This is a genomic window from Halomonas tibetensis (genome assembly GCF_042643535.1).
Lineage (GTDB): Bacteria > Pseudomonadota > Gammaproteobacteria > Pseudomonadales > Halomonadaceae > Halomonas > Halomonas tibetensis.
The window spans coordinates 96,704-109,933 of record NZ_JBHRSQ010000006.1; the positions used below are offsets into that span (position 1 = coordinate 96,704).

Annotated in this window: 14 protein-coding genes; 6 read left to right on the forward strand and 8 right to left on the reverse strand. The window is 63.5% G+C overall.

From position 1 onward, the window contains the following. Nucleotides 1–45 precede the first annotated feature (45 nt). Nucleotides 46–807 (forward strand): DeoR/GlpR family transcriptional regulator, encoded by a 762-nt coding sequence (locus ACFODV_RS01500; RefSeq protein WP_379753561.1) that lies wholly within the window; start codon nt 46–48, stop codon nt 805–807. A gap of 158 nt (nt 808–965) precedes the next feature. Here the strand turns inward: ACFODV_RS01500 and ACFODV_RS01505 are convergent, their stop codons facing one another. Next, nucleotides 966–2,345: a class II fumarate hydratase gene (locus tag ACFODV_RS01505; RefSeq protein WP_379753564.1), complete on the reverse strand. Its 1,380-nt coding sequence runs from the start codon at nt 2,343–2,345 to the stop codon at nt 966–968. A 202-nt stretch (nt 2,346–2,547) separates the two neighbouring features. Here ACFODV_RS01505 and ACFODV_RS01510 point away from each other — a divergent pair, with 202 nt between their 5' ends. Together ACFODV_RS01510 and ACFODV_RS01515 are read left to right on the forward strand one after the other, a co-directional pair. Beyond that, complete coding sequence (locus tag ACFODV_RS01510) at nt 2,548–2,931, forward strand: phasin family protein (RefSeq protein WP_379754283.1); 384 nt, start codon at nt 2,548–2,550, stop codon at nt 2,929–2,931. Between the two features lie 166 nt (nt 2,932–3,097). Beyond that, a complete protein-coding gene (locus ACFODV_RS01515; RefSeq protein WP_379753567.1) occupies nt 3,098–3,655 on the forward strand; it encodes a carboxypeptidase-like regulatory domain-containing protein in 558 nt (185 codons plus the stop codon). Nucleotides 3,656–3,670: 15 nt separating this feature from the next. Here the strand turns inward: ACFODV_RS01515 and hda are convergent, their stop codons facing one another. Then, entirely contained in the window at nt 3,671–4,372 is a 702-nt protein-coding gene (hda, locus tag ACFODV_RS01520) for a DnaA regulatory inactivator Hda (RefSeq protein ID WP_379753570.1), read from the reverse strand. Next, nucleotides 4,369–5,448 carry an AI-2E family transporter gene (locus tag ACFODV_RS01525; RefSeq protein WP_379753573.1) on the reverse strand — a complete coding sequence of 360 codons (1,080 nt, stop codon included), beginning with the start codon at nt 5,446–5,448 and terminating at the stop codon, nt 4,369–4,371. Before ACFODV_RS01525 ends, hda begins: the two co-directional genes overlap by 4 nt. A 135-nt stretch (nt 5,449–5,583) precedes the next feature. On the opposite strand from ACFODV_RS01525, the gene purM reads away from it, so the two are divergent. Then, nucleotides 5,584–6,648 (forward strand): phosphoribosylformylglycinamidine cyclo-ligase, encoded by a 1,065-nt coding sequence (purM, locus tag ACFODV_RS01530; RefSeq protein WP_379753576.1) that lies wholly within the window; start codon nt 5,584–5,586, stop codon nt 6,646–6,648. After that, complete coding sequence (gene purN / locus ACFODV_RS01535) at nt 6,645–7,400, forward strand: phosphoribosylglycinamide formyltransferase (RefSeq protein ID WP_379753579.1); 756 nt, start codon at nt 6,645–6,647, stop codon at nt 7,398–7,400. Before purM ends, purN begins: the two co-directional genes overlap by 4 nt. Before the next feature lie 145 nt (nt 7,401–7,545). Here purN and dcd read toward each other — a convergent pair whose 3' ends face one another. The 5 genes from dcd to ACFODV_RS01560 form a co-directional block, all read right to left on the reverse strand. Further along, complete coding sequence (gene dcd / locus ACFODV_RS01540) at nt 7,546–8,112, reverse strand: dCTP deaminase (protein ID WP_379753582.1); 567 nt, start codon at nt 8,110–8,112, stop codon at nt 7,546–7,548. Nucleotides 8,113–8,216: 104 nt separating this feature from the next. Continuing rightward, nucleotides 8,217–9,017, reverse strand: coding sequence for an iron-sulfur cluster carrier protein ApbC (gene apbC / locus ACFODV_RS01545; protein WP_379754285.1), 801 nt, complete (start codon nt 9,015–9,017; stop codon nt 8,217–8,219). A gap of 172 nt (nt 9,018–9,189) precedes the next feature. Continuing rightward, entirely contained in the window at nt 9,190–10,254 is a 1,065-nt protein-coding gene (locus tag ACFODV_RS01550) for a hypothetical protein (protein WP_379753585.1), read from the reverse strand. Between the two features lie 164 nt (nt 10,255–10,418). Next, nucleotides 10,419–11,156 carry an RNA pseudouridine synthase gene (locus ACFODV_RS01555; RefSeq protein ID WP_379753588.1) on the reverse strand — a complete coding sequence of 246 codons (738 nt, stop codon included), beginning with the start codon at nt 11,154–11,156 and terminating at the stop codon, nt 10,419–10,421. Between the two features lie 53 nt (nt 11,157–11,209). Continuing rightward, nucleotides 11,210–11,884, reverse strand: a complete 675-nt coding sequence (locus ACFODV_RS01560) for a hypothetical protein (protein ID WP_379753591.1) — start codon at nt 11,882–11,884, stop codon at nt 11,210–11,212. A 105-nt stretch (nt 11,885–11,989) separates the two neighbouring features. Here ACFODV_RS01560 and ACFODV_RS01565 point away from each other — a divergent pair, with 105 nt between their 5' ends. Next, nucleotides 11,990–13,030, forward strand: a complete 1,041-nt coding sequence (locus tag ACFODV_RS01565; protein ID WP_379753594.1) for a serine hydrolase domain-containing protein — start codon at nt 11,990–11,992, stop codon at nt 13,028–13,030. Nucleotides 13,031–13,230: the final 200 nt, after the last annotated feature.

Below are 13,230 nucleotides of genomic sequence, written 5' to 3' on the forward strand. Positions count from 1 at the left end.
ATGCGGCGATCATCGCCTACAATGGCGGGATTACAAGGAGTCAGCATGAACCAGCAACAGCGACAGGAAGCCATTGTCGACCTAGTACGCCGTCAGGGATATGCCAGCATCGAACAGCTGACCGAGCACTTCACGGTTACCCCTCAGACGATACGCCGCGACCTCAACGCCCTGGCCGAAGAAGGTCTGATCCGTCGCGTCCACGGCGGCGCCGGCCTGGAGTCGAGTACCGTCAACACTGCCTACAGCACCCGCAAGACCCTCAACCTCGACGCCAAGCAGCGCATTGCGGCATTGCTGGCCCGACATATTCCCGACGGCTCCTCGCTGTTCATCAATATCGGCACCAGCAACGAGGTGGTGGCCGAGGCGATGCTGGAGCACCGCGATCTCGAGGTGATCACCAACAACCTAAACGTCGCCGCCATCCTCCAGCACAAGGAGGACTTCAACGTGATCATCGCCGGCGGGCAGGTACGCTCCCGTGACGGCGGGATCATCGGCGAGGCCACCATCGACTTCATCAATCAGTTCAAGGTCGACTACGGCATCATCGGCATCAGCGGCATCGACGAAGATGGCTCCCTGCTGGAGTTCGACTACCAGGAAGTACGCGTCGCCCAAGCCATCATCCGCAACTCCCGCCAGGTCTACCTCGCCGCCGACCACTCCAAGTTCCACCGCAACCCCTCGGTGCGCCAGGGCAACGTTTCCCAGATTGGCGCTCTCTTCACCGACCGTCGCCCGCCGCAGGCAATTTGCCAGCTGATGGCCCATCACGACGTGACACTGCATATCGCCGACTGATGCTCCACCGGCCTCGTTAACGGATCCCAATACGGTTAAGCTCGCCATCACTTTTTGGTTCGCATTCAAATGCGCCGTGTTTGCATCCGAGCAATCTGCGCAGAGCGAACGACAATAGCGGGAAGACAGGACAGCAACGCGAGCCGCGGACCTGAGCGCTACTTCGGGATGCCCCCTCGGGTCAGAGCCGCCGGGTCCAGCAGGCGTTCCAACTCCCCGCGGGAAAGCTCAGTCTGCTCATCGGCCACGTCGAGGATTGGCCGCCCGGCCCGATAAGCCTCCTTAGCGATGGCCGCGGCAGCGTCATAGCCGACCACTCCGTTGAGTGCCGTTACCAGGATGGGGTTGCGAGACAGCGGCTCAGCCAGATTCTCCTCGCGCACCTTGAAGGTGGCGATGGCCCGATTGCCAAGCAGCCAAGCGGTATTGCTCATCAGGGTGATCGAGGTAAGCAGGTTGTGGGCCACCAGCGGCAGCATGACGTTGAGCTGGAAGTTGCCGCTCTGCCCCGCCACTGCCACCGCGGCGTCCAGGCCGATCACCTGGGCGGCGGCCTGGGCCGCTGATTCCGGAATCACGGGGTTGACCTTACCCGGCATGATGGAGCTCCCCGGCTGCAGCGCCTCCAACTCGATCTCACCGAGCCCGGCCAGCGGGCCAGAATTCATCCAGCGCAGATCGTTGGCGATCTTCATGATCACGCAGGCCAATCCGCGCAGCTGCCCTGAGAGTTCCAACGCGGCATCCTGAGAGGCCAGGCTGGCGAAGAAGCTGTCGTTGGGCGAGAAGGTGAGCCCCGTCTGCTGCGACAGCTCCACCGCCATGCGCTCGGCAAACGCCGGGTGGGCGTTGATGCCGGTGCCCACCGCGGTGCCGCCCTGGGCCAGTCGGCAGAGACGTACCAAAGCGCTATCGAGGCGCTCGATGGCCTGGCCCACCTGGCTCGCCCATCCCCCCAGCTCCTGACTCATGCGGAGCGGCATGGCGTCCATCAGGTGAGTGCGACCTGTCTTGACCACGTCATCTAGCTCCACCGCCCGGGCCTCGATGGTCTCGCGCAAATGCACCAGCGCCGGGCGCAGCCGCTCGGTGACCTGCAGCGCCGCCGAGACGTGGATCGCCGTGGGGATCACGTCGTTGCTCGACTGCCCCATGTTGACGTGGTCATTGGGCCTTACTTCAACACCCTCGCGGCTCGCCAGATTGGCCAGCACCTCGTTGGCGTTCATGTTGCTGGAGGTGCCAGAACCGGTCTGAAAGAGATCCACCGGAAACTGATTGTCATGCTCCCCGCGGATCACCGCCTCGGCGGCGGAGGCGATCGCCGCGGCACGGGGGGCATCAAGCAGGCCAAGCTCGGCATTGACCCGGGCCGCGGCAAGCTTGATGCGCGCGATGGCGTGAATAAAGGGGGGCGGCATCGACTGGCCGGATACCGGGAAGTTGTTGACAGCGCGCTGGGTCTGGGCGCCGTAGAGTGCGTCAATCGGCACTTCAAGCTCCCCCATGCTGTCGCGCTCGAGTCGCATCTCGGTCATGGTTGGCTCCTTGTAGACGGCGTTGGTGGCCTGTTCCAGGCTCGCGCCGACGCCTCCGGATCGCAAGTCTGAAGGTTCAACAAGGCATGAAAATTTTCGTTCCAACAGATGTTGCAGCGCACAAACCTCTTTGCTATTGTGCACTGCAACAGGGCAGGCTTCCTGCTCCTCAACACCAGATGAACCAGGAGGTTCTACCATGATGAACGCCTTCAACTTCGACGCCAAGCAGTTCGATACCCAGCAGTTCGACGCCCTCTTCTTCGGCCCGGCCCGCGCCTATGCTGCCATGAGCGTGGACTACGCCGAAAAGCTGGCTCACGCACAGCTGGAAGCCACCAAGGCCTACACCGATACCGGCCTGGCTCAGCTTCGCACCCTGATGACCGTCAAGGATGCCGAAGGCCTGAAGAGCTACATGGAAGGCCAGCAGAAAGTCGCCAAGGACCTCGCCGAGCGTATGAAGGGCGATGCCGAGAAAGTTGTCGCCCTGCAGCAGGACTTCGTTCAGCAGAGCCAGAAGATGACCGAAGAGAACGTCAAGCAGGCCCAGGCGACCGCCACCAAGGCCACTGCCCAGAAGTAAGCTTTCGCTGCCGGCCCAGGCCGGCAGACGCTACACTTCGAAAAGCCGCTGCCCTCCAGGGCAGCGGCTTTCGTGTGCTGGAGAACAGAAAGATTTCATAGGCACTGGCCTGCGCTATGCTGGCACTTGTACAGGGCGCCAATAATGCTTCTCAGGGAGTGACGACATGAAACGCTGGATAGCTATGCTACTGCCAGGACTGTTGCTGGCGGGCTGCGAGATCATGCCCCCCGGCCCGTCGACCACCGATCGCATTGAGGTGATCGACCGCGTGGCAGAAGAGCCCGCAGATGTTCCCTACCGCGTCGAGGAGCCTCGCGACGTCACGCCAGGCCGAATCCAACGCCAGGTAGCCTTCCCCGAGGCGCAATACGCCGCTCTTGAGAAGACGGGCAGTGCCGAGATAAGCGGGCGCCTGAGCCTGAACGGAATCCCGCTGGCGAACCGTCCGGTTTCGGTCGCACCCGTGACCACCTATTCCGCCGAGGCTGCCGAGCAGGCACTGGCAGGGAGGGCCGTAGCGCGCGCCGATCCGCGTGCTCAGGAATACACCCATACGAGCTATACCAACAGCAATGGCCATTTCCGTATCGGCGGCCTACCCTCGGGAGAATTTTATGTCTCGGGCAGTGGCCAGGACCCGATCACCGGAGAGACGCGGGTGATCATTCAGCAGGTGCGCCTGGGCAACGGGCAGCAACTCAGGGTCGACCTCAGCCGCTGAACAGCCTCAACCTCACTACCAGCCCAGCGCCTGCTTGACAAAGGGAATGGTCAGCCGGCGCTGGGCCGACAGCGAGGCGTTGTCCAGGGTGCCCAGCACCTCGAACAGTTCGCTCAGCCGCCGCGGACCACGATGCAATATAAAGCGGGCCACCTCGTCGGGGAGCGCCATGCCGCGCGCTCGTGCGCGCAATTGCAGCGCGGCCAGCCGGCCTCCATCGTCGAGACCCTGGACGTGAAAGGTGACCCCCCAGGTCAACCGCGAGGCAAGATCGGGCAGCTTGACGGGCAGCTGCCTCGGGGCGGCGTCGGCCGCCACCACCAGGCGCTTGCCCGCGTCTCGCAAGCGGTTGAATGCATGGAACAGTGCCTCCTCCCAGCGCTTTCTCCCCAGCACCCGTTCCAGGTCGTCGATGGCCACCAGGTCGAGGCGCTCGATCTCCTCTAGCATCAGCGGTGGAAAGTGGCCGAGTTCGGCCAGGGGCAGGTACAGGGCGCGTAGATCACGGTCCGAGGCGGCATGACAAGCGGCCTGCAGCAAGTGGCTACGACCAACGCCATCCCCTCCCCACAGAAAGAGGAAAGATTCACCACCCTCGTCAAGCTGCTGGGTCAAGCGAGCGACCAGATTAGCGTTCGACCCGGGATGGTAATTGGCGAAGGTGGCATCGTCACGCAAGCCAACACCCAGCGGCAGCTGCGCCGGGGCCCTGCTCATGGGGTCTCCTCATCGTCAGGTCGGGAAAGCTTGGCGTCATACAAGGGGCTGTTCTTGTAACGTTCGTTGAGTTCCCGCAAAAGCACCATGATCACCGCCGCTGCCGGCAGCGCCAGCAGCACTCCGGTGAAGCCGAAAAGATTGCCGCCGGCCAGTACCGCAAAGATCACTGCCACGGGATGCAGGCCGATCTTGTTGCCGAGCAGTTTTGGCTGCAACACCACGCTCTCCACTATCTGACCAAAGCCAAATACTGCCGCCACCCCCAGCAGCATCCACCACTCACCCACCTGAAAGAAGGCCACCACGCCGGCCACGCTGATGCCGACGATCACGCCCAGATAGGGCACGATGCTGGCCAGCCCCGATAGCAAGCCGATGAGCAAGCCAAAGCTGACTCCCAACAGCGTCAGGCCGATGGCATAGATCCCCCCCAGGCAAAGCATCACGATTAGTTGACCGCGCAAGAAAGCAGAGAGCACCTCGTCACATTCGCCAGCAAGACGGATAACGGAGGTCTCCCAGCGCCGCGGCAGCCAATTGCGCACCTTGGCAACGATGATGTCCCAGTCCAGCAGCAGGTAAAAGGTGACAACCGGAATCAGCGCCAGGTTGCCGATCCAGGCAACAAACGCCAGACCTGAGCGCGACACCTGGGAGAGCAGCGCTGCTGCGAAGGAGCCCGTCTCCTTCCAGTTGGCCATCACCGTCTTGCGAAGGGCGTCAATGTCCGTGGTCAAGTCCATACCGGTAAGCGACTGCACCCAGGGCAGCACCGTTTCCTCCACCCAGGTAAGCATTGCCGGCAGCGACTCCACCAGCTGGCCGAGCTGACGCCCCAGGACCGGCACCACCAGCAGCAGGGATATCACGATGATCAGCGTCAGCAGCAGGAACACCAGAGACACGGAGAGACGTCGCGACAAACCTTTCGCTTCCAGGCGGTCGGCCAACGGATCGCCAAGGTAGGCCAGCACCATGCTGACGAAGAACGGCATCAGCACCGGCTCGATGCTGATGAAGAACCACAGCGCCAGCGCCGCCACGCCTACCGCGACCCACCACTGTCTGAGCATGCCTACCTCCTTGTCCTACGACCGCCGACGGGCTGCCAGCTGTACGCCGTGATGCTACAATTCTGCCCCTGACTTGCCTACCGCGCCGTAGCCCCATGAGGGCACCGCCGCGCCGACCACCTCACAGGACTCCCGATGACCGACTCCTCTTCCCGCCCCTCGCTCAGCTACAAGGACGCCGGCGTCGATATCGACGCCGGCAATGCCCTGATCGACCGCATCAAGGGGGTCGCCAAGCGTACCACCCGCCCCGAGGTGATGGGCGGACTTGGCGGCTTCGGCGCCCTCTGTGAACTGCCCACTGGCTACCGCGAGCCCGTGCTGGTCTCCGGCACCGACGGCGTTGGCACCAAACTGCGCCTGGCCATGGAGCTGAGTCGACACGACACCATCGGCATCGATCTGGTGGCCATGTGCGTCAATGATCTGGTAGTGGCCGGCGCCGAGCCACTGTTTTTTCTCGACTACTATGCCACGGGCAGACTCGACCTGGACATCGCCGCCGACGTGGTGACGGGCATCGGCAAGGGCTGCGAGCAGGCCGGCTGCGCCCTGGTCGGTGGTGAGACCGCCGAGATGCCCGGTATGTACGAGGGCAGCGACTACGATCTAGCCGGCTTCTGCGTCGGCGTGGTCGAGAAGTCCGAGATTCTCGATGGCAAGCTCGTCGCCGAGGGCGATGTACTGCTGGGCATCGCCTCCTCGGGGCCCCACTCCAACGGCTACTCCCTGATCCGCAAGATCCTTGAGGTGTCCGGCGCCGACCTGGCTAGCGACATCGGAGGCGTGTCTCTGGGCGACGCCTTGATGGCGCCCACCCGCATCTACGTCAAGCCGCTGCTGTCGCTGATCAAGGAGAGCGGTGTGCCGGTCCATGCGCTCTCCCATATTACCGGCGGCGGCCTCACCGAGAACCTACCCCGGGTGCTGCCAGAGGGCCTCGCCGCCCGGGTCGACCTGGATAGCTGGACGCGGCCGGCGGTGTTCGACTGGCTTCAGCAGCAGGGCAACGTGGCCGAGGAGGAGATGTACCGGGTGCTCAACTGCGGTGTTGGCATGGTGGTCGTGGTGCCGGCCGAGAAGGCCGACCAGGCCTGCGCCCACCTGCAGGCCCAGGGCGAGACGGTGCACCACATCGGCGAGATCGTCGCCCGGCAAAACGACGCGCCCCAGGTGCGACTGGAGAATCTCAAGGCATGAGCGACACTGACCCTAGCAGCGACACCCTCAACGACTTCGCCTCGGAGCCAACAAGTGCCCGGCGAGTGGTGGTGCTGATCTCCGGCGGCGGCAGCAACCTGCAGGCGCTGATCGACGAGCAGACGCATGAACGCCTGGGCGGCGAAATTGTGGCGGTGATCTCCAACGAACCTGCCGCCTACGGCTTGATACGCGCCAAGGAAGCCGGCATCGATGCCGTGGTGCTGCCGCACCGCGAGTACGACAGCCGCGAGGCCTACGATGGCGCCCTGATCAAGGTGATCGAGCGCCACGAGCCGGACCTGATCGTGCTGGCCGGCTTCATGCGGATCCTCACCCCGCGCGTCGTGCAACGCTTTCTGGGTCGCATGCTCAACATCCATCCCTCGCTGCTACCCGCCTACCAGGGACTCAACACCCACGCCCGGGCGCTGGCCGACGGCGTGACCGAGCACGGCTGCAGCGTGCACTTCGTCACCGAGGAACTCGATGGCGGGCCGGTGGTGATTCAGGCGGTGGTCAACGTGGTCGATGGGGAGACCGAGTCAAGCCTCAAGGAGAAAGTGCACGCCCGCGAACATCTGATATACCCGATCGCCGTCAAGTGGTGCTTGGAGGGACGCCTGCAGTTCACGCCAGGCGGCGCCACCCTGGACGGCATGCCTCTCCCCCCCCAGGGCATTCGACTTTCCCACGCCGATGCTGCGGAAGAGCTGGACGAAGAGCTGGACGAAGAGCTAGACGAGGACTAGCAACGCACGCTGCCAGGTGGCCGGGTGCTCTCGTGTCCATGGCTCACGTGAACGAAGAACCCCCGCCGGATGACTCCGCCGGGGGTTCTTGTTTTCTGCCTTGACACCTGCCGAGCATTACTGGGCCATCGGGCACGGGGTGCTATCAGGTTCTGGGCAGCGTCACCCCACGCTGCCCCATGTACTTGCCGCCGCGGTCCTTGTAGGAGATGTCGCACACCTCATCGGACTCGAGGAACAGCATCTGGGCAACACCCTCATTGGCGTAAATTTTGGCCGGCAAGTTGGTGGTGTTGGAAAACTCCAGTGTCACGTGCCCTTCCCACTCGGGCTCCAGCGGCGTCACGTTAACGATGATGCCGCAGCGCGCATAGGTGGATTTGCCCAGACAGATGGTCAGCACGCTGCGCGGGATGCGGAAATATTCCACGGTGCGCGCCAGAGCAAAGGAATTGGGCGGAATGACGCAGACATCGCCTTTGATGTCGACAAAGCTCTTCTCGTCGAAGGCCTTGGGGTCCACGACCGCTGAGTGGATATTGGTGAACACCTTGAAATCGTCCGCGCAGCGCACGTCGTAGCCATAGCTCGAGGTGCCGTAGGAGATCACCCGACGGTCGTTCACATAGCGAACCTGATCGGCCTCGAAGGGCTCGATCATTCCCTCCTTGGCGGCCATGCGGCGAATCCACTTGTCGGACTTGATGCTCATCGGGACGTTTCCTGCTGAAGTTAAGTCTTGGGCCTGGCGCGAGGCGCGAGGCGCGAGGCGCGAGGCGGCCATGATAGCGGCCCCGCGCACGGGCGTCACCTCGCTCAGTCACCGAAGGAAATGCTTGGCCCCTCGGCCCCCTGACCCTGCACCTGCTCGGCCACCTGGCGCGCCATATCACGGAAGGTGGCGGTGACCTCGCCGTCTGGTTCAGCGACCACCGTGGGTCGCCCGCCGTCGACCTGCTCGCGAATGGAAAGCGCCAGTGGTAGCCGGCCTAGCAGACGGGTCTCGTACTCATTTGCGATGCGCTCGCCGCCGCCCTCGCCGAAGATCGGCTCGCCATGGCCACAATTTGAACAGACGTGGAGGCTCATATTCTCCACCACGCCGAATACCGGCACATTGACCTTGCGGAACATCTCGATGCCCTTGCGGGCATCCAGCAGGGCAATGTCCTGGGGCGTGGTGACGATCACCGCGCCGTCAACTGGGACCTTCTGAGCTAGAGTCAGCTGAATATCGCCGGTGCCCGGCGGCATGTCGATGAACAGGAAATCGAGATCGTCCCACTGGGTCTGGGACAGCAGCTGCTGGAAGGCCCCGGCCACCATGGGACCGCGCCATACCATAGGCTCACGAACATCAACCATGAAGGCCATGGACATGGCCTGGAGACCATGGGCCTTTAGCGGATACATGCGGTTTTCGCCGGCGGCCTGGGGGCGCACTCCTTCACCCACGCCAAGCATCTGGGCCTGGCTCGGGCCATAGATGTCGGCATCAAGAATGCCCACTCGGTAGCCTTCGGCGGCCATGGCCAATGCCAGGTTCACGGTCACGGTGGATTTCCCCACCCCGCCCTTGCCGGATGCCACGGCGACGATATGCTTGACCCCTTCGATCACGAACTGCTCCTCTCGCTTGTCTTCGGCCGACGCTGGACGATGTCGTCCCGCTCCGCCAGAAATCGACTACCGTTCCAGTATACGCATGAGGCCAGGCGCCGTCCCAGTTCCCCAACGGCAAACGGCGGGCCGAAGCCCGCCGTCACATTGGCGTTAACTCGAGATAAGATTAGTTCTCGTCGGCCTCGGTTTCCTCAGCGGTGACGCTATCCTCCTCGGCAGTGACGTTGGCCTCCTCGGCAGTGACGCTAGCCTCCAGGTCGGCGAGTTCACTGCGCCAGCTGGCCAACTGGGCCTCAAGGCGTTCCAGCTGTTCCTCGCGGCGCTCTGCTTCGGACGCGACGGTAGCGACCTCGTCGCGGCCGATACCGATGGCAATCTTCACGTCGTCGAGCTCGGCGCGCGCCTCTTGCACCTCAGTACGCGCGGCATCACGCTCCTCGCGAGCCACGGCGACCTCTCCTGCCACCTCGTCGCGCCAGATCTCCAGCGCCTCAACCTCTTCATCGAGGGCCTCGAGGTAAGCCTGGCGCTCTTCGAGCTCGGCTTCGACGCCAGCCAGCTCCGACTCGGCCTGGGCGGTCTGATCGCGAAGTGATACCAGCTCGGTCTCGGCCTCATTGCGGGCCGCATCGGCCTGCTCACGTGCTTCAACCGCCTGCTGGCGCTCCTCCTCGGCCTGCTGACGGGCAGCTTCGGTCTCCTGGCGAGCGGCCTCGGCGTCCTGGAGGGCAGCCTCGGCATCGTCGCGGGCCTGCTCGACTGACTCGACCTCTTCACCCAAGGCCTCGAGGGTCGCCTGCAGCTCGGCCTGCTGTGCTTCCAGCCCCTCGAGCTCTTCCTGAAGCCCATTGCGTTGCTCGGTAAGCGCCTCGATCTGCGCCTCGGCCTCGCTTATCGCCTCATTCAAGCGATCTAGCTCGGCACGGGCCTCGGCCTGGTCCTCGGCCATGGCAGCCTCGGCGGCATCGCGCTCATCCTGAAGCTCTGCCAGGCGCGCCTCCAGGGTCTCGATATCATCGCCGGTCTCATCGCGCTCATCGAGCTGACTGACCAGTGCCTGATTACGGGACTCCAGGGCGGCAAGTTCGGATTCCAGGGCCTCGCGGGCTTCGCGGTGGGAACCGGAGTTGGACTGGGCAACGATGGCCCAGATGACGGCGACGACGGCGACGCCTGCCAGTCCCCTGACACGGTTATCCTTGAATGGTGACGTCTGGGAGGTTTCCGACATGGATGCATCCTCTCTGATTCAACCTGGGGATCGGGACCGACCGGCATGGGGCCGAACGGCCAAGCTCTTCACACTCAAACTGCTTGATGTTCAACATGCTCGAAACTCAGCATACAGAGCAGGTCACTCGGGGGAAAGTAACGGCAACCTGTCCGACTCAACGCTCAGAAACGCTCCCTGGGTTTCAGGTAGCGCCATTCACCGACCGGCACTCGACCCAGCGATACTCCGCCGATGCGCAGCCGTCGAGTCGACACCACGGTCAACCCCACGGCCCGGCACATCAGTTCAAGCTGTCCAGGCACCATGCCCTTCAACGCGAAACGCAGACGTGTCTCGCTCTGCCAGCTGACTTTCCCCGGCGCTAGCCGCCGCCCGGGCACTGCCGAACCATCGCAAAGGGATGCTAGCTGGCGCTCTTCCAGACTGCCGATCACTTCCACCTGCCACTCTTCCTCCAGCCGCGCACGGCCCTCGTCGAGCCGACGCGCCACGCCGCGGTCCTGGGTGAATACCAGCAGGCCTTCCTCGCCGGGAGCCAGCGGCAGCAGCGTCACCAGGCCGCGGAAATGCGCCTTCAAGGGCACCTGACGGGCAGGATCTTCCGCCCAGTGCGTAGCCTTTCGGATAAACTGCCTGGCCAGGTCTTCGCCCTTGTCCACGCCGGCAACAAGGTTGGCGGGTGCGTTGAACAGCAAAGTAGCCGGTGGAATCTCTCGGGGCGTAGCGCCGGGGGCAAGTTCGAGGCGCTGTTCAAAAACCTTAAACTGGGGCTCTTCGACAATCTGACCATCAACCTTCACCCAGCCACCAGAGATGTACAGCTCAGCCTCCCGGCGCGAACAGGGCAGCTCTCTGGCAAGCCGCTTGGAGAGCCGCTCTCCGGCATCCATGTCACTCATGTTTCGCCCCTCTGCTAGAATCCTGCGATGGAAAAATAGTCGACGCATCCATCTCAGTAGGCCAACCAGATACAGTGCCTGGCGCCCTTGCCGGGACGATGGGCGCGCACCGTGACCGTTTCGACCAGCAAGCCGATGCGCCGCAGCCGCTCGGTGAAAGCTGGATCCTGGCCTGCCGACCACACCGCCAATACCCCTTCCGGCCGCAACGCTTCCTGAGCGGCGGCCAGCCCATCAGGCGAGTAGAGCCAGTCGTTTTCCCGCCGCGTCAGGCCCTCGGGGCCATTGTCCACGTCGAGCATGATGGCGTCGAAACCACCGGGCTCGCGGCGCAGCAGCTCACCCACATCGCCGACGCTGACTCGAGTGCGCGGGTCCTTCAGCGGATAGCCGGCGGCGGCGCCCAGCGGACCCTCGTTCCACTCCACGACGCCAGGCACCAGCTCGGCCACCACGACTTCAGCATCCTCGCCCAGGGCAGCCAGCGCCGCGGCCAGGGTGAAACCCATACCCAGGCCGCCTACCAGCACTCGGACACCGGGACGGTCGGCCACCCGCTGGCAGGCCAGCTCGGCCAGAGCATCCTCGGAACCGTGCAGACGCGTATTCATCAGCTCTCCAGCGGTCCCGGCAATGCGGATGGAAAACTCGTCATTGCGCTGAAGCAGCCGCAGCTCGCTACCCTTGCCGGGAATGCTTGCGGTGCCGATCAATTCAAACTTGGCCATGGTCTCTCGTTGGCAATAAATATGAGTAGTGGAACCCAGCGACCGCTGGCGCCTCGAATAACAGATCCGCGCCAGCCTGGACCATCGAGTAGATCAGGAGTCCCGATGCCAATCCTGCGCCACCTGAAGGCTTTTCTCCCCCTGCTGGGGGGGCTTATTATGCTGGCTGTCGACGTGGCATGCCATGCGCAGGCCGATCAAGCCTCGGGGCCGCCCCTCCTCAGCCAGGCTGACCTCGATCGTCTCGACACCCAGGCGTCGAGCCTCGGCCGCCTTCACGCCGTAGTAATAGCCGAGCGAGGCGAGATCCGCTTCGAGAGAGCCTATGGCGGCAAAGGGGTCGATCGACCCACCAACATAAAGTCGCTTTCCAAAACGGTGTTGGCGGCGCTGGTCGGCGCCGCTATCCAGGAGGGCGTGATCGCTTCTCCCGATCAGCCGATTGCCGAATTGCTCGGCGATCGGATACCCGCCGATGTCGACTCGCGTGTCCGAGAGATCACGGTCGGGCACCTGCTGTCGCTGCAGGCCGGGCTCGAGCGGACCTCAGGCAGCAACTACGGCGCCTGGGTCGCCAGCTCCGACTGGGTGCAAGATACATTGTCACGCCCCTTCGTCGATGAGCCGGGCGGCCGCATGCTTTACTCCACCGGCTCCAGCCACCTGCTCTCTGCGGCGATCACCCGGGCCAGCGGCGAGAGCACTCTGGCGCTGGCGAGGCGACTCCTGGGTGAGCCCCTGGGCATTGCCATCCCCGCCTGGCCCCGTGACCCGCAGGGGATCTACTTCGGGGGCAACGATATGAGGCTCTCGCCACGGGCGCTGATCCAGGTCGGTGAACTCTATCTTAACGACGGCATCGTCAACGGCCTGCGAGTACTGCCCAAGGGCTGGGTCGAGGCATCCTGGCAAGCCCGCGGCAGTTCACCCTGGACAGGTGACGGCTATGGATATGGCTGGTTTGTCACCGAACTCGCCAGCGAAACTATTTATTACGGCCGGGGCTTCGGCGGGCAGGCGCTCTACGTGATCCCCGCACGGAAACTTTCCGTCGCTATTACGGCAGATCCCCACCCACCTTCACCTGGCGGGGAGTTCCAACAAGAACTGCATGCCCTCATCGAAGGCATGCTGGGAGCAGAATGAATGCGTGACGTCGTGCTAGGCGAGAATCAGCGCAGACCAAGCGCAGACAGAATGAACAGCACCACGACGATCAGGCCAATGAGATAGATGATATTTCGTAACAACTTGCTCTCCTTGCCGGCGCAGCACATGAGCAGGCAAAGACGCCCGCCACTTTACCGCTGGCCGTCATTTACTATAGCACCGATGATCAGGCAGCC